This is a genomic window from Arthrobacter sp. Rue61a, from assembly GCF_000294695.2.
Classification (GTDB): Bacteria; Actinomycetota; Actinomycetes; order Actinomycetales; family Micrococcaceae; genus Arthrobacter; species Arthrobacter aurescens_A.
The window spans coordinates 3,856,963-3,875,227 of record NC_018531.1; the positions used below are offsets into that span (position 1 = coordinate 3,856,963).

Sequence of the window (18,265 nt, forward strand, 5' to 3'; positions counted from 1 at the left end):
TCCTTAGCTGAATTCAGCGATGAGCTCGACTTCTACGGGAGAGTCGAGCGGCAGGACAGAAACGCCGACGGCGGAGCGTGCGTGCTTGCCGGCGTCGCCAAATACCTGGCCCAGGAGTTCGGACGCACCGTTGATCACGCCGGGCTGGCCGGTGAAGGTGGGCTCGGAGGATACGAAACCGACAACCTTGACGATGCGGGTGACGCGGTCCAGATCGCCGATAACGCTCTTGACGGCGGCCAGTGCGTTGATGGCGCAGAGAGCTGCATAACGCTTGGCGTCTGCGGGATCGACGGTGGGTTCATCGGACGTGCCCAACTCGCCGAGCGACACCTTGCCCGTAGCTTCGAGTTTGCCGTTAATAAATGGCAGCTGCCCGGAGGTGTAAACGTAGTTGCCGGAGACGATTGCCGGCACGTAGTCGGCGACGGGTGCGGCGACCTCGGGAAGGGTCAATCCGAGCTCTGCCAGACGCTGCTCAACAGCAGACGTCGGGGCGCCGGATTCCGCGGCAGACGTGGTTTCTGCGGGGGTTGTCATGATTACTGCTTCTCCCTCTTCAGGTATGCAACAAGGCCTTTGCCATCGGGGCCACCGACAACCTGGACAAGCTCCCAGCCGTCCTCGCCCCACTGGTCCAGGATCTGCTTCGTAGCGTGAATAATGAGCGGAATCGTGGCGTACTCCCATTTGGTCATGACAGAAAGCCTAGCCCTTGCCGGTAAAGTGGAAAACATGGTGACTCGCAAGAACCCACTATTCGACACTGCCACCACCCTCGGAAAGATTCTAGGCTTCCTTGGTGTGAGCGCGATTTGTGGCGTCCTGGTGGCGGGCCTTTTGGTCCCCGCAGCCGCCGTTTCGGGCAGTGCCGCAAGTGGTTCAATTCAGTTCTTTGACACTCTGCCGGCGGAACTTCAGGTGGATCCGCCCAGCCAGAACACCACCATCCTGGCGAAGGACGGTTCACCGATCGCCTCGATCTACGCAGAGAACCGGACCAGGGTCCCGCTGGATCAAATGAGCCCGTTCATCAAGGACGCTGTCATCGCTATCGAGGACAGCCGTTTTTATGAGCACGGCGGCATTGACACCACCGGCATCATGCGAGCCCTGGTAAGCACCGCCCGCGGCAACAAGCAGGGCGCGTCCACCATCACGCAGCAGTACGTGAACAACGTCATCAACGAATCCCTCGTCGCGGCTGACAGGGAAGAGGACGTCAAGCTCAACGGTGGCGGCAAGGGCGTCGGCGACAAGCTTCGCGAAATGAAGCTTGCCATCGCCTTGGAGAAGAAGTTCTCCAAGGAACAGATCCTTGAGGGTTACCTCAACATCGTCTTCTTCAACCGTGACGCCTACGGCATCGAGGCTGCTTCCAAGTTCTTCTTCAGCACCACCGCCAAGGACCTGACTCTTCCGCAGGCCGCCCTGCTGGCTGGCCTCGTGAACAGCCCGTCGGCCTTCGATCCCATCGCCAACCCTGACAGCTCAAAGGTCCGCCGCGACCTTGTGCTGGCCTCCATGGTCAATCAGGGCAAGATCACCCAGGCACAGTACGACGAAGCTGTTGCCACCCCCGTCACCACGCAGGTCACCCCGGCCCGCCAGGGTTGCGCTTACGCCACCATGGCGCCGTACTTCTGTGACTACGTGCTGCACCTGCTCTTCAACGACCCTGCGTACGGTGACACCACGGAGGAGCGGATTAAGCGCGTCCAGCGTGGCGGCCTCACCATCCAGACCACCCTCGATCCGACAGCCCAGAACGTCGCCCAGCAGCAGGTTGACGCGACGGCGGGCGCAAACCCGGACAAGTGGGGCGCGTCCATCGTCTCCGTCCAGCCGGGCACCGGCCAGATCGTGAGCATGGCCCAGAACACTGTTTGGCTGCCTCAAGAGGGCAAGTTCGATCAGACCCAGAACTTTAACGTGGACGTCCTGGACAAGAACGGGAACGACCTCAACGGCATCGGCGGGTTCCAGCCTGGTTCCACGATGAAGCCCTTTACGTTCGCCCAGTGGCTGAACGAGGGCAAATCGATGGAGACCAATGTCAACGCGGCGGTTCGCAAGTATCCCCAGAACTTCCCATGGAGGAACACCTGTCCCACTCCGACCGACGGTTTCTACGACGGTAACGTTCAGGGCAGCTTCGACCTCCAAAACGCCGAGCCGCAGTACTACCGGAATATGACGGTTCTCTGGGGCCTCAAGAACTCCATCAACACAGCCACCTTTGCGTCGGCAGCCCAAGTGGATCTCTGTGGAATCCAGGGCATCGTTGATGCCACCGGCATCCACGGCGGCCTTCCTGCCCGCGATGACACGGGCAAGATCACGGATCCGAACCCGCAGGTTCAGATGACCCGATTGTCCAACCTTATTGGTGCAACGCAGACCGCACCTCTGACCATGGCAGCGTCTTTCGCAACCTTCGCCGCTGACGGCAAGTACTGCGAGCCGATCGCCATCACCTCGGTGAAAGACCAGTCCGGTGCTTCATTGCCGGCCCAGTCCTCCAGCTGTAAGGATGCCGTGAAGCCTGAAGTTGCCCGCGGCGTTGCTTACGCCATGGGCAAGGTTCTGGATGAAGGCTCGGGGTCCTTGATCCGTCCGGCTTTGAACTCCAAGAACTTCCCCGTGGCAGCCAAGACTGGTACCAACGACTCAAACGGCTCCACGTGGGTTGTCGGTTACACCAGCGGCCTGGCTACGGCTTCCTGGTTCGGTGACCCGCTGGGCGATCAGCTTCGTCCGGGACGCAACCTCACGGTCAACGGCAAGTTCTACCCGGCCATCGACGGCTACATGATCGCTGGTCCGCAGTTCACCAACTACATGCTTGCTGTGGCGCCTGCGTACGGAACCAACCCGTTCCAGGCTCCGCCGTCCAACCTGACGGGTGCTCCTACCCCGCAACGGAACAACACCCCGTCCAATACCACCCCGTCGACGGCGCCCAAGCCGCCTGCCACCGGAAACGGCAACAGCGGGAACGGTAACAACGGCAATAAGGACTAGGCATGTCCTTCAGTGATTCATTGGCAAACCGCGTCCGCACCGTCGGGCGCGGTTTCGCCGTCACAGCTGCGGTCGGTACAGCAGCGGGAGCAGCAGCGGCCGCATACGGTTGGTGGGAGAAGGACCAGTTCGAGGTCCGTCACGAAACCCTGCCCATTCTTCCGGAGGGATCCAAGCCGCTCCGCGTCCTGCACCTGAGCGACATCCACTTCGTCCCGGGCCAGGACAAGAAGACGCAGTGGCTGCAATCGCTGGCGGATCTGAAGCCTGACCTCGTGGTTAACACCGGCGACAATCTCAGCCACGCCAAAGCCGTTGATCCCCTGATCCAGGCACTTCGACCACTGCTGGAGTTCCCCGGCGTTTTCGTTCCGGGCTCCAACGACTACTACGCCCCGCGGATCAAGAACCCGGTTGGCTACTTCCGTGGTCCGTCGCGGATGCGAACCGACCCCATCGCCTTGGACTGGCCCAAGCTCCGCTCGGCGTTCGGTATGGGCGGCTGGATCGACCTCACAAACCGCGCCCAGTCAGTGGTGCTGAACGGACTGCGATTCGACTTTTCGGGTGTCGACGATCCTCACCTGAACCGCGAACGCTATGCCGGTTGGCCCCGTGGAACGGTCAACCAGGATGCCCGCCCGCACCTGAAGGTGGCAGTCATCCACGCTCCGTACCAGCGCGTGCTGGACCACTTCACCGAAGCCGGAGCGGACCTGATCCTCGCCGGCCACACGCACGGCGGCCAAATCTGCATCCCTGGTTACGGCGCACTCGTCGCCAACTGCGACCTCCCCACCTGGCGGGCCAAGGGCCTCCACGATTGGGAAAGCGACAGCTTCACGACGCCGGTGAACGTCTCCGGCGGCATCGGCACGTCGCGCTTCGCCCCCGTCCGCATCGCCTGCCGCCCGGAAGCAGTGCTGCTCACACTCACGTGAACGTTAACAAGTCCCTCAGGCCCGGGACCTACTTGAGGCACCTGCTGTGCCTAACGTCGGAAATTTTCGCATTGAGTCACGGTGCAGCGTGTGTTCACGCACGATGTGCTTGCCGCTACCGGCGTTGATGGTGCAGAGCGCGGCGGCGGCCGCCCAGAACGCCGACAGCTAAACTACGCGACTTTTGAGGCCTTCAGGACTTCAACAACGCGGCTGAGTGTTTCCCTGGTTCTCCCCAGTTCCAACGGCGATAAGGCGTTGGTTATTAGCTGTTCCACTTCATGCGCTGCTTCGTCCGCGGCAAGCGCCACTCGATGGCCTTCAGGAGTGAGTTTTAGTAGGACTACTCGTGTGTGGGACGGAGACTTCTCTCTCGTTACCAGCTCCTTATCCTCCAAGTTGTTGAGGATGGTGGACATTGTCTGGGGAGTGACGGACGCCGTACGGGCTAGCTGCGCGATTGATTGCTCTGGGAGAATATGTAACGCCATCAGTGTTACATATTGCGGGACAGTGACACCGTGAGGTCGCAGGGCCCTGGTTTTTGCCCCAGCAACGGCTTGATCTGCGAGCTTCAGGTAGCTCCCAAGCCGGTTGGCGATGTGATCCGGCACCTCCACAGTCATTCTGATCCCCTCTTTGAGTCTATTGACCCCAATGCTCGGAGCCTTCTGGTGTGAGCTCCTACGCTTGGTGCCCCGCTTTACGCGAGGCTCCAAGCGCGGAGCATCACACTCTACTGTCCCACATGAGACCTCTCAGTCATATGTGCGGTATTGGTTTCCAACCCCAGCTCGTCACCATCTGTTCGTCGATTCCCCGGCCACCACGCGGCCTTGCCCAACAAAGACAAACATGCCGGAACGAGCAACATACGAACGATGGTCGCGTCGATTGCGACTCCGACTGCCAGGCCGAATCCAAATTGCTGGATGGGGACCACTCCGGTAAACGCGAAGGCCCCGAACACGACCACCATGAGCATAGCGGCGCCGGTGATGAGAGGACCCGTGTCACGCAAACCCAACGATACTGCGTCACGAATGCTTGTCCCCGGGGTCCTTACGTACTCACGGATTCGCGTCAAAATAAACACTTGGTAGTCCGTTGCAAGGCTAACGAGAAGGGCAATCAGCAGCACAGGCACCCAGTTAATGAGGTGGCCTAGGTGAGTGAAGCCAAGCATGCTTGTGCCAATACCGTTCTGGAAGATAATCACCAGAATTCCGAAGGTGGCACCGACGCTTAGGATGTTCAGCCCGACGGTCAGGAGGGGAATCAGGATCGACCGGAATGCTATGGCCATGATGAGGAGAATGATCGCGAGCATGATCGCGACCACAACGGGCAGCGATTCGGCAATGACTTCCGTTGCCTCCTCATTCATTTGCGTCTCACCTCCGACATTCACGCTAGCGCCATCGATCTTGTTCTCCGATACTGCACTCCGGACGTCGAAGAGAGCCTGCCGGGCTTGTTCGCTGGTTGCTGCCCCATCGGGCAAAACTGTAATGAGCATGCGCTCACCGTCCGAGGACAGCATTGTGCCCAGGGCCTGACGTTCGCGCTCAGGCAACGCTGCCAACGACGATTCGGTCGTGGCCGCCAGCGGGTTATCTGGATTGAGTGCGGAGAACACTGAAAGTGGCTCCCGCACCGATTCGACATGGTTGCTTGAGTCAATCTTGGTCACCAAATTGCTTATCTGTGCCATCTGGAGATGTGAGACTCCGACCCCTTCAGCGTCGACTAGGACCTGTATCGGAGCGGTAGCTCCAACAGAGAACTTGTCCGCAATGCGTTCGAACCCAACACGAACGGGAGCGTCCGACCGAGCGACCGATGCGTCTGCGCTGCCCACCGCGATGTGCGCTGCTGGGATAATGAGTGCACCCAGGATAGCCACCGATCCAACAACAACCAGCCATGGTCGGCGCATGGCTAGGCGAGTCGCGAAGTTTGCTCGTGTGGAAATTGCACGGATCTTCCGTCGAGGAAAGCGGATCTTGCCCCAGTTGATCTTCGTACCAAGCAGCCGTAGCAGAGCAGGTGTCAGTATGGTAGCCGCGAGCATGGACATTATGACCACTACAACCACCCCGGTCGCAATGGAACGGATCACGGCGGAGTCAATCAGGAACAGCGCCGACATCGCCAGAGCTACAGTGACGCCGGACGCGAGCACGGCTTCCCCGGAAGTTCGCATCGTCGTCTTAAGGGCAGCGTCAACAGACTGGCCGGACTGAAGTTCGGTTTGGAATCGTCGAACGATGAAGAGTGTGTAGTCGACACAGATCCCCAATCCGAGCATCGTGACAGAGTTCAGCGTGAACTCCGACATGTCGAACCAATGAGTTCCGACCCAGTTGACGATGCCGAGGGTGAGCATAATCGTTGTGCCGGTGGCAACCAGCGATGTCAGAGTTGCGGCGACACTTCGGTAAAGCAATAGCAGGACGATAACAATAAGTGGGAATGCAAGCATCTCGGCTTGACCAAGACCGGCCATGCTTGCTGTACTCATCTCGGTTAGAAACGCTTGCGTTCCGACGAGTTGCACGGTGAGGCCCTGATTCTCGAACCGTTCGTCAAGCTTGCTCTGAGCTCCGAGCACTCTGTCAGCCATAGTGTCGGCGTCCAGAGACGAGCCCAGTTGCACTAGCGAAGTGTGTCCGTCCTTGCTCACGAACTCGTCGCGACTATTCCCCGCGCTTGCATAGCCGATATGAGAAGTGACTTCGAGGTTAAGATTGGCGCCGATGAACGAGGCAACCTCAGCAGCTCGCCGTTCGAACTCCGGTTCCTGCGAACTGTGCTTCTGATCTGTCACCACAGCAGTTAGTGACGTTAGACCGGTGCCCACAAATCCATCTTTGAGTCCGTTTGCGACGAGTTCAGACTGAGCGCCTTTGGGCGCCCATCCGACGTCTCCGAGCGTTTTCTCGATGTCGGAAGCGCCAAGGGCGCCAACGATAGTCAGCGCTACCCAGAACGAAGCGATAAGCGTTGCCCCCAGCCGGCCAAGCCCTCTGCGGACGACGACTGTGTTCAGTGTTTTGTTGGACATATCAATGTTCATTTGGCTCCTGGTCCTTATGCTGGGATGAAGTCGTTCACAGTCGCGAATGACCGCGCCACTAAGGACGGATCTGGAAGCCTCACGCAGAGGCATGAGACGGTGAACCCTGCGCCCGCACATACGAACAAGGCGATGTCGCCGGCGTCATAATCGCCACCCTGAACAAACTCAACGATGTTCACCGGTGTGTCACCAGCGCCGAGGTGCCCGTACTTGTTCCGCGGGAGCGACCTGTATGCAGCAGATGTCACCCCGTGGAGAGGCGGCAAGTAGACCCTGTCGATCGTCGACTGGTCGATACGCGGCAGCAAGAGGTGTTTCACCCTTGGGTCGTGCGGGCTGATTCCGGCATCGCTAAGTGAACCCAATACGACCGATCGAACGCCACCGCCCATTGACGTCAAGAAGCTCGCACCGCCGCCTTCCGCGAGGAATTGAGCCTTAGTGGCTCGCACATCGATGGAACGATCACTCCCTGCAGCGTAATCAAAGAAACCTTCACGGGTGCGGTGCATCGCTTCAGCGATTGGCATTGACGTGCTTCGGGCTGATAACAGCTGAACGGCCTGATCCTCCATGTCTCTCTCCAAGCCAAGCACCAAGGCACTGCCGGAATCGCCGTACCAGACGCCCAAGTCGGAGGAAAACCGGTTGAACGCCGGTTCCCGGAACAAGTCGGCAGTCGTAGTGAGAGCGACATCATGGGGCCTCACGTCAGAAGACCCTAGTAAGCGCATGGCCACGAGTTCGATGGCGGATTCTCCGCCATTGCACACATCGAAAACCCCCGAAGAACGGGAATGCACCGCACCTATTTCCTGCGCGATGAAGTGCTGGGGCGACCAGAGATCGTGTCCCTGATAGTTCACCCACGCATGCGCATTGCAAACGATATCTTCTGATCCGATGCCGCCACGTTCAAGTGCCTCTCGGGCCGCGGCGACCGCCAGAAGTGGGGCTCCAGCGAAATGAGCAGTTGGAATCGTAGCCGTCGTTGGTCCGCCGGCGTATTCCGTTAGTTGTGTTGTTTCCACGGGCGGATACACAACAGCCCCTGCGCAGATGTTTATTGAAGGTGTTTTCATAAATTTATCCCCTGAGAAGTCGTGGGTTGGCCCAGGATCGGATGATCTGGTCGAGGCCGCGTTCGAGGTTGACAAGGTCCCCGACGCGGAATGCGGCATATCCATCAGGGCGGACACAGACAATTCCCCGTCGCGTTCGGGGAACTGGGTCCGATATCTGCATGACGTTGTCACCAAGCAGTTCGTGGCGTGCCTGAAGTCGCCCAATTTCGGCAATTTCCTCAGGGGACCAGGAACCTTCCGCAACGAGCTGGAGATTTGTCTTGAACGCTGGACTCCGGTGCCGTTGGTGTAGGAACTGCTTGGATCGGGATGATTGAGCTGGTGAGGGCGGATAGGCGTCCGCGTATCCAAGCAGCGCAGGAATTAATCGCGCGCGGACTACCCCTAGCTGGTTTGCGGCCCGAAAGGCGAACGAATTGCGCCTTCGTTTCCATGGCGTGGACGTGTCCCAGAGTTTGGCTTGAACTGATGAGCGATCGATGACGGCTTGGGCCACTGGGCGGCGCTCGGTCTCGTAGCTGTCCAGGAGTGACGGAAGAGCAATGCCGCGCAGGACGGCGCTCAACTTCCATGAGAGGTTGTGGGCGTCCCCGATTCCGGTCTGGATACCCTGTCCGCCAGCGGGGCTGTGGGTATGCGCGGCGTCCCCGGCGAGGAACACATTGCCCTGGCGAAACGTCTCACTGACTCGTTCGTGAATCCTGAAGTCGCTCGTCCATTCCGTGGATCTGACTCCCACCGAGGAGAGCCCTGCACGTTTCAGCATCTCGGCGGGTGACATCTCCGTCCGACTGTCGGTGTGCTCGCTGCGCGCAAAGATTCGATGCCCTCCGTCCGGAAGCGGGCAGATTGCGACATATCCTGCCTGGGACACGAAATTGCGAAAAACGTTGTCGTTCGGAAACCCCTGTAGGGTGCAGTCGGCGAGATGGAAGGACGCCGGGATCGTGTGTCCTACATAGGAGATGCCCAGCAGGGAGCGAACGCTGCTGGACGCGCCGTCGGCGCCGATGATGAACTTGACGCACGCCTCGTGTTCGTTCTGCCCTGGGCTGGACATGGTCACACTGACGCCGTCCGGGTGTTGCACAACGTCAACAAGCCGGGTACCCCAATGTACGGAAACCGCTAGATCCCCAAGTCGTTCGATGAGAGCTTGCTCAAGGACCGGCTGGGGCAGAATCTGCGCCATGGTATCGGTCGGGAGCTTGATGGAAACACTTCGCGCATCACCCAACTCATAGGCTACTTGATCCAGGAACAGGTCGGAGTCCTGCTGTACGTCGTCTAGCACCTGCAGGCTAGTGAGGACATCGCGGGTCCGTGGCCAGACTGCGAGTGCGCGACTCTCTGTTCTAGGCGCGGCGAGACTGTCGATGACGCAGACGGATATCCCACGGCCCGCGAGTTCGATCGCTGCCGTGAGGCCCGTGGGCCCGGCCCCGACGACCATTACCTCGACTTCGTCCGGGACTGTCTCCGCTGTCACGGCAGAAGGCGTTCGAGGTCGCGCCGGGACCTGGTTGAGTCGGGACCCCAGAGTAATGTCCCAAAGCCTGCTCGATCGGCGGTCTGGATATTTACTGGTTCATCGTCGAGGACGAGCACCCCCTGTGTGCCGTTTACGCGACGGGCAAGCTCGAGGTAAAACTCCATCGTCGGCTTTCTGAGGCGAACCTCCGAAGAATCAACAATAAAGTCGAACAGGTGAGGGTCGATCAATCCGAGCCAGATCGACCGCCATTCATTCACGTTATTGGTCGCGAGTCCGGTTCTGTATCCCGCCCGCTTTAGCGCTTGAGCCTGCGTAAGTGTCGCCTGATCGATCCCTAAAGTACGAAGCCAAACTTCGCCGAACGTTTCGTCTCAGTGGAGGTCTCGCGGAGTTAGCTCAAGACGCTTACAGAAGATCGAGACGGCCTCCGTTTCGGTCAAGTCTCCCGCCTCAAGTGCTGCGAGTGGCCCCAGACTGCCGCGTTCGATGGGGGCTGACATCGAGGCGACAATGGATTCGACTTCTCGGTCAATGCGCTGGGAGAGGCTGAGAATTCCCGTAATCAAAGGCGCTGTTACTACACCGCCGAAGTCATAGACGATCGTGTGGATGGACTCGGGTATTTGACTAGGCATCGACCGACACCTGCTCCAGGGCGTATTCGAGGGTGGCCATAGTGACCACACTCTTTCCCTGTCGGATTTCAGCAATAAGGGTGGTTGCGTCCCCTCCCGAGGTACCCGACGGGTCCTCGATACGAACGCTCGCGAAAGCTGGGCTTGAGAGTTCGGCGAATCCCCTGAAGTCCATACGGAGACTCCTCAGAGTGAACATTTCGCATGAGGTGGCTCTCCTGGAGAGGACGTGGATGCACAGTTCGTCGAGGGCATCGACCTGGAGCGCGGCGGGAATGTGATCCAGCGGGTGATCGAAGTAGAAGGGATGCTGATCGTCCACAAGGACTCGCGCCTCAAAGCGATGGCCACCGGCATCCTCAGGGCTCCGAATCACATCGGCGATGGAGGATTCGCTGATTGGTAACGCCGAAGGAGGCTCATCCGCATCTGTCAGTTCAGCGCCGGCACGAGCCCGCAGCAATGGCCAAGCCTCCTTAGTGACGAGCGACACATCACCATCCGCTTCGACGAGGATCTGATCATCCACGATCAAGCGCGCGGCAAAAACCATTCGCCTCGGTCGACCGTTCGGAAGCGACTCCAGCTCCGCAGATAGATCAATCATCGAGCTCAGCTGATTTCCCTGGAAGTCGAGACTGGCCGCATCCGCGAAGCGCAAGTCCATCCGGCTGAACACGAACACCATATCCGCCGGTACAGACAGCTCCGTGTGCGCGACATAGATGCTGGCCTGTCTTAGTGCCTCGAGCACCAAAACAGCCGCTGCCCGTCCACTCCCCCGATTCATGCGATGCCCCCTAGGAATCTGCACCCCCACAAAAGTTCTACCGGGAGGACCGGGGGCCGAATCGGTGACGAACACCTCGGCTATCGCTCTCCGGTGCACAAGATCACGGCTAACCGTCCGATCGAACTGAAGCGTCGCCTCCTCCTTAGAGACGGCGACGTGCCGACGCAAACGATCCGGCGGGGACTGAACTGGCTTAGCCATAAACAAAGCAGCTCCTCATGATTGATGAACAGGAGAGAATGACGCTAACACAGCAATCTGGTTTAAAACAGAACTCTGCTATGCGCCCTGTGGATAACCTCCTCACCTGGCAGCGTTCGCTGCAATCTCGGCGACGCGCCGAACAAGCGCAACATCGAGACTCAGGTCCAGGGCTGCGACATTCTCTTTCACATGGGCAGGCTTCGTGGTTCCGGGGATGGGAACCACGTCGAGCCCTTGATGCAAAAGCCATGCAAGAGCAAGTTGCCCCGTGGTCGCCCCGCTGCTTTTAGCCAACCCGCTAAGCTCATCCATGGCGGCGAGGTGACGCGAAAGGCTCTCTCCTTGCCACCGGCCAAGGGTTCGCCGAATATCGAAAGCCGCCAGCTGTTGAGGGCGGGACGACGAGGCGGCAAGCATTCCTCGACCAAGGGGGGCGTATGCGACAATCGATATCCGCAGCTCCCGCGCTACCGGTAGCAGATCCGCCTCAAGATTTCGCTCAAATAGGGACCACTCCATTTGCGCCGCCGCAATTGGGTGCACTGCGTGAGCGCGTCGTAACTGTGAACCGTTGACTTCGCTTACGCCAACCTCGCGCACCAGACCCCTGTGCACCAGCTCCGCTAGCGCACCAACGCTATCCTCGATGGGGACTCTTGGGTCCACGCGATGCAGGTAATAGAGGTCGATGCGGTCAGTCCGGAGTCTACGGAGACTTCGCTCGACAGCCTTTCGAATGTAGGACGGACGGCCATCTACACCATAGGGAATCCCCGCAGCTGACTTGATCCCCACCTTCGTCGCCAAAGTGACTTCGTTGCGGCGACGCCCCAGAGCCGCGCCCACAATGCGCTCATTTGCTCCGGAGCCGTACATATCTGCGGTGTCAAAGTGAGTGATCCCCGAATCAAGGGCTGCCTGAATGACGGGGCCAGCGGCGCCCCGATGGCTTGCTCCATAGCTCATGGTGAGCGGCATACACCCGGCGCCCGCAGCGCTGACCTCCAGGGAACCCAGATGGCGGACTGGCAAACTACGATTTAACAACATAGTACGAAGCTAACACAGAGCACTGTCATACGACAGTGCCAAGGTACGCCTATCTCGAATTGTCGCCTCGCAACTGAACCGCAGGCATCATTACGATCCCTAATAACTGGGTCAAACATTTCACCTTCATTGCGCGGTCCTGTGAAACGAATCACGCCATGGCATAGGGTAGTTGCTACGGGAAACTACCTCCGCACCATCTGAAGATCCAGCTGTTGAGAAGCGGGCATGTCCAAGCAAACGTCATTTTTCACCTCCGTCGGCCGCCTGTACCCTCACGTGCGGCCCATCCTCCCCCGACTATTCATGGGGCTCATCTGCGCCCTGCTGGCGAGCATCGTCGCGCTGACCATCCCGCAGGTCCTGCGGGTCCTTGTCAACAACTCCTTGCAGCCCGGCGGTTCCACGGACGCAGTCTGGATTGCCGCCGTCGTGATTCTTGCCTTGGGGATCGCCGAAGCCGGGCTGGTGGCCTTGCGCCGGCAGTTCGTCATCAACCCCGCCACCACGGTGGAAACCCGGATGCGCGTGAGCCTGTACGGCCACCTGCAACAACTGACGGTCGCGTTCCACGACCGCTGGGGTTCCGGCCAGCTGCTGTCCCGCGCCATGACGGACCTGAGCTTCCTACGCCGCTGGATGGCGTTCGGCGCCATCATGTTGGTGGTCACCACCCTGACGGTGATCATCGGCGTCGGCGTCATGTTCTCCATGAGCTGGCAGCTGGCACTGATCTTCCTTGCAGCGGCCGTGCCGATCATGATCAACTCTTTCCGCTTCCGCCGCCGCTTCAGTTTGGTCACCCGCCTCAGCCAGGACCAAGCGGGCGATCTCGCTACCACTGTGGAGGAATCCGTCCACGGCATCCGCGTCCTGAAAGCTTTTGGGCGGAGCCGCGAAGCCCTTGAGAACTTCAACGGCCAGGCTGAAGAACTTCGCCAGACCGAGATCGCCAAGGCCAAGCAGCAAGCCGGGTTCACGCTGGTGGTCACCTTGCTGCCGGAGCTGGCGCTGGGCGTCGGCCTGGTGGTGGGCATCATGCTTGTGGCTAACGGACAACTGAGCATCGGCGCGCTGGTGGCGTTCTTTGCCACAGCCGCGGTGGTGGCCACTCCTGTGGAGTTCTCGGGCATGCTGCTGGCCATGGCACTGACCGCCAAGACCGCGCTGGACCGCCACTTCGAGGTGATGGACACGGAAAACACCATCACCTCCCCGGACCAGGCCACGGTTCCCGAAACCGTTAAGGGCGCCTTGCGCTTTGAGCACGCAGGTTTCGGGTTCGACGACGGCGGTACCCTCCTGCACGACGTCACCTTGGATATCCGCCCCGGCGAGACCATGGCACTGGTGGGCATTACGGGTAGCGGTAAGAGCGCCCTGCTCCAGCTGGTCCCCCGGCTGTATGACGTGACTGAGGGTGCAGTGACGATCGACGGCGTGGATGTCCGCGACTACGACATTGACGAGCTACGAAAGATCGTGGCCGTGGCGTTCGAAGACACCACGCTGTTCTCCAGTTCGGTGCGGGACAACGTCCTCCTGGGCGCCCCGAATCCCAGCGATGCAGCCCTGGATGAAGCCCTGGATGTGGCACAGGCACAGTTCGCCTACTCGTTGCCGGACGGCGTGGACACCTTGATCGGCGAGGAAGGACTGAGTCTTTCGGGTGGCCAAAGGCAGCGGATTGCCTTGGCCCGAGCCATCGCCGCCAAGCCCAAGGTGTTGGTCCTTGACGATCCTTTGTCCGCCCTCGACGTGAACACGGAAGAACGCGTGGAAGCCCGTTTGCGCGAGGTCCTCCGCGAGACCACCACTCTCATCGTTGCGCACCGCCCCTCCACCGTGGCCTTGGCGGACCGGGTGGCCTTGCTCGAAAACGGAACCATTACCGCCGTCGGAACCCATACGGAACTGTTGGCCGAGAACGACCACTACCGCTATGTCATCGCCAGCCTGGACGCAGGCCCGAAGGACCTGGACACCGAACTGGACGAGCTCGAAGAAGCTGAGGAGGCCCGCCGATGAGCGCCACAACTTTTGGCACGGCCAACGAGGACAACACGCACCTCACCAAAGCGGACAGCAAAGCCGTACGACGCCGGTCGCTCACCTTGCTTGCCTCACTCATCCGCCCGGTGCGCTTGCGTTTCTGGCTGACGATCGTGATGGTGGTGATCTCCCAACTCACCCGGGTAGCCGGGCCGGCGCTCATCGCCTTTGGCATCGACAACGCCCTCCCCGCACTGCAGGCAGGGGACAACGGGCCTCTGGTGCTTGCGGGCGCCCTGTACTTGGCTGCGGCAATCGCAACCGCGGGAATGACGGCGCTCTACGTGACCTCTACCGCGCGGCTCAGCCAGGCCATGCTTCTGGATTTGCGCCTGCGGGTTTTCCGGCACACCCAGCGGTTGAGCCTCGAGTTCCACGAGAAGTACACCTCGGGCCGCATCATCGCCCGGCAAACCTCGGACCTTGAGGCGTTGCGTGAACTCCTGGATTCCGGGGTCAGCTCCTTGGCCTCCGGCATGCTGTTCATGGTGTTCACCGCTGTGACTGTTTTTGCCCTGGATTGGCAAAGCGGACTGATAGTCCTCGCGGCCGGCGTGCCCATGTTCTTCCTCGCCCGCTGGTACCAGAAGCATTCGCAGATCGCGTTCCGTGAGTCGCGTGTTGTGTCGGCACGACTGATCGTGCACTTCGTGGAGACCATGACCGGCATCCGCGCTGTGAAGGCTTTCCGCAAGGAACGCGAGAATGCATCCCGGTACGGCGAGTTGGCTGAGGACTACCGCAAGAACACCGTCCGCTCCATCAACCTGAACGGCATTTTCCAGCCGGGCTTGGTGCTGATCGGCAATGTCTGTGTGGCCGTGGTCCTGCTGTTTGGCGGCTTCCGCGTGTTGAGTGGGGACCTGGCTGTCGGTGTCCTGCTGGCACTGATCCTCTCCACTAAGCGCTTCTTCCAGCCGGTGGACCAAATGGCCATGTTCTACAACTCCTTCCAGAGCGCCCAGGCAGCGCTGGAGAAGGTATCCGGTCTCCTCGAAGAGGTGCCCACAGTCCGTCCGCCCAAGAACCCGGTACCGCTGAAAAGTTCGCGCGGCCAAATCGATTTCAAGGGCGTGACGTTCGGCTACAGCGATGGCAAAGTTGTTGTTCCCACACTGGACCTGCACATCCCTGCCGGTCAGACCGTTGCACTGGTTGGCCAGACGGGAGCGGGCAAGTCCACGCTGGCCAAGCTCGTGGCCCGCTTCTACGATGTCACCTCCGGGGCCATCACCCTTGACGGTGTGGATCTCAGGGACCTGTCCACCACAGACCTCCGCCGTGCAGTGGTGATGGTGACGCAGGAAGCGTTCCTGTTCAGCGGCTCAGTGGCGGACAACATTGCACTGGGTCGGCCTGAGGCGTCACGGTCCGAGATTGAGGCTGCCGCTGCAGCAGTGGGTGCCCACGAGTTCATCACGAGCCTCCCCGAAGGTTACGACACAGACGTCAACAAACGTGGTGGACGAGTGTCCTCCGGGCAGCGCCAACTCATCGGTTTCGCCCGCGCTTTCCTGGCCGCACCAGCCGTGCTGATCCTCGACGAAGCAACGTCCTCCTTGGACATTCCTTCTGAGCGCATGGTCCAGCAGGGCCTCGCGCATCTGTTGGAGGGAGTCGTGGGCGGCAGCTCCGCCCGTACGGCGATCATCATCGCCCACCGCCTCTCCACTGTGGAGACGGCTGACAGGGTGCTGGTGGTCCACGACGGACGCATTGTGGAGGATGGGACGCCGGCCGAGTTGATCAGCGGTGGCGGACGGTTTGCCCAGCTGCACGGTGCGTGGCGGGACTCGTTGGTGTAGCTCCGGCTCCGTGGCAGCTGTGAGGAGCGACACCACCCCCTCGATTTCGCATCACGGGACGTTTCGGCTATTCTTGAACAGTTGCTTTCGCAGCGGATCGGGATGTAGCGCAGCTTGGTAGCGCGCTTCGTTCGGGACGAAGAGGTCGCAGGTTCAAATCCTGTCATCCCGACCAAACACGAGAATGGCGTCGAGAAATCGGCGCCATTTTTGTTTGCCCGAACCACCCCCGCGCCACCTCAAGACACGCGCAACGCATCCCCGCGCGCGACTCACATCCGGGCAGCGCCACCCCACTTGAGGTTCCTGAGCGAATTCGGGTGTCGCCAATACACATCACAAAAAAGGCAAAAAGAAACCCCGGAGCTGGGTTCGTCACACTCCGGGGTTTCTTTTACTACAATTGTTTTACATAGGGTCGGGCCAGTTGCCGATGGACATCGTGCTGAATGTCGGTTCGGTCTCGGCCTTGTCCTTCTTGGGCACCGTGGTGGTGGACCGCATGGGGTCCGGCCAGTTACCGATGGCGCTTACTGTGCTGGAATCTGCCGCGGGAGCAGCAGAGACTACCCCGGGAGCCGCAACCGCGAACGTCAGTGCGCCCGCCACGGCCACTGACGCGATGATTTTCTTGAACATGTTGTACCCCAATGCGAGTCGGATTCGTTACGGAAATTGCACGGTCCCTGTTGACATACATTGTAAAATGTTTTCCACAGAGACTGTCAAGGTTTTGGTCAAAAGACACCTGTAGGAGGGACCCGTGGGAAACGGATTCGGCGAGAAGCTACGTGCCGAACGGCTCGAACGTGGGTTGACGCAGGCAGAGCTAGGCAAGAACCTGTATTCACCGAGCTATATTTCGCTGCTGGAGACCGGTCGCCGCGAGCCTACGGCCGAGGTCATCGAGGAGCTGGCCCGCAGGCTGGAGCTGGCGCCCAAAGCACTTGAAGCGTGGAGCCAACCAGTCTCCGTCAGTGATGCCGAGTACGTCCTCGCCGGACTCTATGCCCGGCAGGCCTGGGACCTTCGCGACTATCAACTGGCCGCCAGCCACGCCGCCACCGCCGCGCAGATTGCCCTCGAGGCCAAGAACAACAGCGCCTGGTGGAATATGACGTACATGCAGGCCGAGTGCGTGATGAAGCAAGGCCAACTCAAGGAATGCCAGCAAATCGTTGAGCACCTCCTGGAACACCCCATGGCCACCGAATCCGCCGGCCTGGGAGTGCGCGCCTGGCAGATGCTTGCCGCGGTGTGTCACGGACAAGGACAGCTGGCCACCGCCGTCGAGCATGCCAAGCAAGCCGTAAAGCTCAGCGAGCAACTGCCCAAGGGTTCCACCCTCATCATCGGTGCGCACCGCGCGCTGATCGGAGCCCTGGCCGAAAGCGGCAAGCTGGACGAAGCCTGGCAGTATTGCCTGGCGATGATCGAGCACATGGACGAGCATTCCATGTCGCAGCTGGCCGGCGAAGTCGCGTGGGTGGTCGGCAACGTCGCCTTCATGCGCCACGACTATGTAGAAGGCATCAAGCACCACGAGCGAGCCGCCAAGCTCCTCTCCCCCGCCAACGACATTGAGCTGTGGGCCCGCTTCAACAAGGCGTCCGCAGCGGTTCGACTGTCCTCAGGGATTGTGGAACCGGAAACGTTGTCCGCCATAGAGCGTGCAGAACTGGCGCTGTCCATTGTGGGCGGCAACAAGACGGACCAGCTGGAGGTCGCTTTTATCCGCGCCCGCTGGCTGTACCTGACCGGGGATATTCCTGCAGCAGTGGAGAAGCTCCGCGAGATTTACGCCGACCGTAAGGTGTTGGCGCGGCACACCGCCGGCGAAGTTTCCCTCTTGCTTGGCAAGTCCTTGAAAGCAGCCGGGGAAGCCGCTGAGGCGCTTCAGTTCCTGGAAGAGGCGCAGCACGACTTCAGCGCGGCAGGGGCCTCGGACAGGGTTCAGCAGGCCATGGACGCGGTCTTGGAAATCCGCCTCGCCGAGCGTCGGGCCGCGAAAGAACACTCGGAAGCCTGATTAACCCAAAACTGGGGGACAACACACTCCCACTGACCGTTCAGTGGAGCATGTGCTGTCCCCCAGTTGG

General features: G+C 60.2%; 16 protein-coding genes and 1 tRNA gene. 6 read left to right on the forward strand and 11 right to left on the reverse strand.

What is annotated here, in order from left to right; translation table 11 throughout:
• Window positions 1-3: 3 nt before the first annotated feature.
• Both ARUE_RS17520 and sp36 read right to left on the reverse strand, forming a co-directional pair.
• Window positions 4-540 (reverse strand): RidA family protein, encoded by a 537-nt coding sequence (locus tag ARUE_RS17520; RefSeq protein WP_011775989.1) that lies wholly within the window; start codon window positions 538-540, stop codon window positions 4-6.
• Window positions 541-542: 2 nt separating this feature from the next.
• The gene (gene sp36 / locus ARUE_RS24180) at window positions 543-698 is read right to left on the reverse strand and encodes a Sp36 family protein (RefSeq protein WP_011775990.1); all 156 of its coding nucleotides are present in this window, start codon (window positions 696-698) and stop codon (window positions 543-545) included.
• Between sp36 and ARUE_RS17525 the strand changes: the two genes are divergently transcribed.
• Together ARUE_RS17525 and ARUE_RS17530 are read left to right on the forward strand one after the other, a co-directional pair.
• The gene (locus tag ARUE_RS17525; RefSeq protein WP_014922694.1) at window positions 697-3,024 is read left to right on the forward strand and encodes a transglycosylase domain-containing protein; all 2,328 of its coding nucleotides are present in this window, start codon (window positions 697-699) and stop codon (window positions 3,022-3,024) included. The genes sp36 and ARUE_RS17525 overlap by 2 nt on opposite strands.
• A 2-nt stretch (window positions 3,025-3,026) precedes the next feature.
• Window positions 3,027-3,965 carry a metallophosphoesterase gene (locus tag ARUE_RS17530; RefSeq protein ID WP_011775992.1) on the forward strand — a complete coding sequence of 313 codons (939 nt, stop codon included), beginning with the start codon at window positions 3,027-3,029 and terminating at the stop codon, window positions 3,963-3,965.
• 173 nt (window positions 3,966-4,138) lie between these two features.
• Here the strand turns inward: ARUE_RS17530 and ARUE_RS17535 are convergent, their stop codons facing one another.
• The 8 genes from ARUE_RS17535 to ARUE_RS17565 form a co-directional block, all read right to left on the reverse strand.
• Window positions 4,139-4,591, reverse strand: a complete 453-nt coding sequence (locus ARUE_RS17535; protein WP_011775993.1) for a MarR family winged helix-turn-helix transcriptional regulator — start codon at window positions 4,589-4,591, stop codon at window positions 4,139-4,141.
• Between the two features lie 110 nt (window positions 4,592-4,701).
• Window positions 4,702-7,044, reverse strand: coding sequence for an MMPL family transporter (locus ARUE_RS17540; protein ID WP_014922695.1), 2,343 nt, complete (start codon window positions 7,042-7,044; stop codon window positions 4,702-4,704).
• Window positions 7,045-7,058: 14 nt separating this feature from the next.
• On the reverse strand, window positions 7,059-8,129 hold the full coding sequence (locus ARUE_RS17545) for a 3-oxoacyl-[acyl-carrier-protein] synthase III C-terminal domain-containing protein (protein ID WP_014922696.1): 1,071 nt from the start codon (window positions 8,127-8,129) through the stop codon (window positions 7,059-7,061).
• A 4-nt stretch (window positions 8,130-8,133) separates the two neighbouring features.
• Window positions 8,134-9,621, reverse strand: a complete 1,488-nt coding sequence (locus ARUE_RS17550) for an FAD-dependent monooxygenase (protein WP_014922697.1) — start codon at window positions 9,619-9,621, stop codon at window positions 8,134-8,136.
• Window positions 9,618-9,959: an HAD family hydrolase gene (locus ARUE_RS25020; protein ID WP_081589156.1), complete on the reverse strand. Its 342-nt coding sequence runs from the start codon at window positions 9,957-9,959 to the stop codon at window positions 9,618-9,620. The genes ARUE_RS17550 and ARUE_RS25020 overlap by 4 nt, the downstream gene beginning before the upstream one ends.
• A gap of 39 nt (window positions 9,960-9,998) precedes the next feature.
• Window positions 9,999-10,262, reverse strand: a complete 264-nt coding sequence (locus ARUE_RS17555; RefSeq protein ID WP_043470651.1) for a hypothetical protein — start codon at window positions 10,260-10,262, stop codon at window positions 9,999-10,001.
• Window positions 10,255-11,256: an AfsA-related hotdog domain-containing protein gene (locus ARUE_RS17560; protein ID WP_014922698.1), complete on the reverse strand. Its 1,002-nt coding sequence runs from the start codon at window positions 11,254-11,256 to the stop codon at window positions 10,255-10,257. Before ARUE_RS17560 ends, ARUE_RS17555 begins: the two co-directional genes overlap by 8 nt.
• 102 nt (window positions 11,257-11,358) lie before the next feature.
• Window positions 11,359-12,309, reverse strand: coding sequence for an aldo/keto reductase (locus ARUE_RS17565; protein WP_014922699.1), 951 nt, complete (start codon window positions 12,307-12,309; stop codon window positions 11,359-11,361).
• Between the two features lie 228 nt (window positions 12,310-12,537).
• On the opposite strand from ARUE_RS17565, the gene ARUE_RS17570 reads away from it, so the two are divergent.
• From ARUE_RS17570 to ARUE_RS17580, 3 genes are all read left to right on the forward strand, one after another.
• The gene (locus ARUE_RS17570) at window positions 12,538-14,337 is read left to right on the forward strand and encodes an ABC transporter ATP-binding protein (protein ID WP_014922700.1); all 1,800 of its coding nucleotides are present in this window, start codon (window positions 12,538-12,540) and stop codon (window positions 14,335-14,337) included.
• Window positions 14,334-16,166 carry an ABC transporter ATP-binding protein gene (locus ARUE_RS17575; RefSeq protein WP_014922701.1) on the forward strand — a complete coding sequence of 611 codons (1,833 nt, stop codon included), beginning with the start codon at window positions 14,334-14,336 and terminating at the stop codon, window positions 16,164-16,166. Before ARUE_RS17570 ends, ARUE_RS17575 begins: the two co-directional genes overlap by 4 nt.
• A gap of 98 nt (window positions 16,167-16,264) precedes the next feature.
• Window positions 16,265-16,341, forward strand: a tRNA-Pro gene (locus ARUE_RS17580).
• Between the two features lie 233 nt (window positions 16,342-16,574).
• On the opposite strand, the gene ARUE_RS17585 is transcribed toward ARUE_RS17580, so the two are convergent.
• On the reverse strand, window positions 16,575-16,805 hold the full coding sequence (locus ARUE_RS17585) for a hypothetical protein (protein ID WP_011776002.1): 231 nt from the start codon (window positions 16,803-16,805) through the stop codon (window positions 16,575-16,577).
• Window positions 16,806-16,929: 124 nt separating this feature from the next.
• On the opposite strand from ARUE_RS17585, the gene ARUE_RS17590 reads away from it, so the two are divergent.
• A complete protein-coding gene (locus tag ARUE_RS17590) occupies window positions 16,930-18,195 on the forward strand; it encodes a helix-turn-helix domain-containing protein (protein WP_011776003.1) in 1,266 nt (421 codons plus the stop codon).
• Window positions 18,196-18,265: the final 70 nt, after the last annotated feature.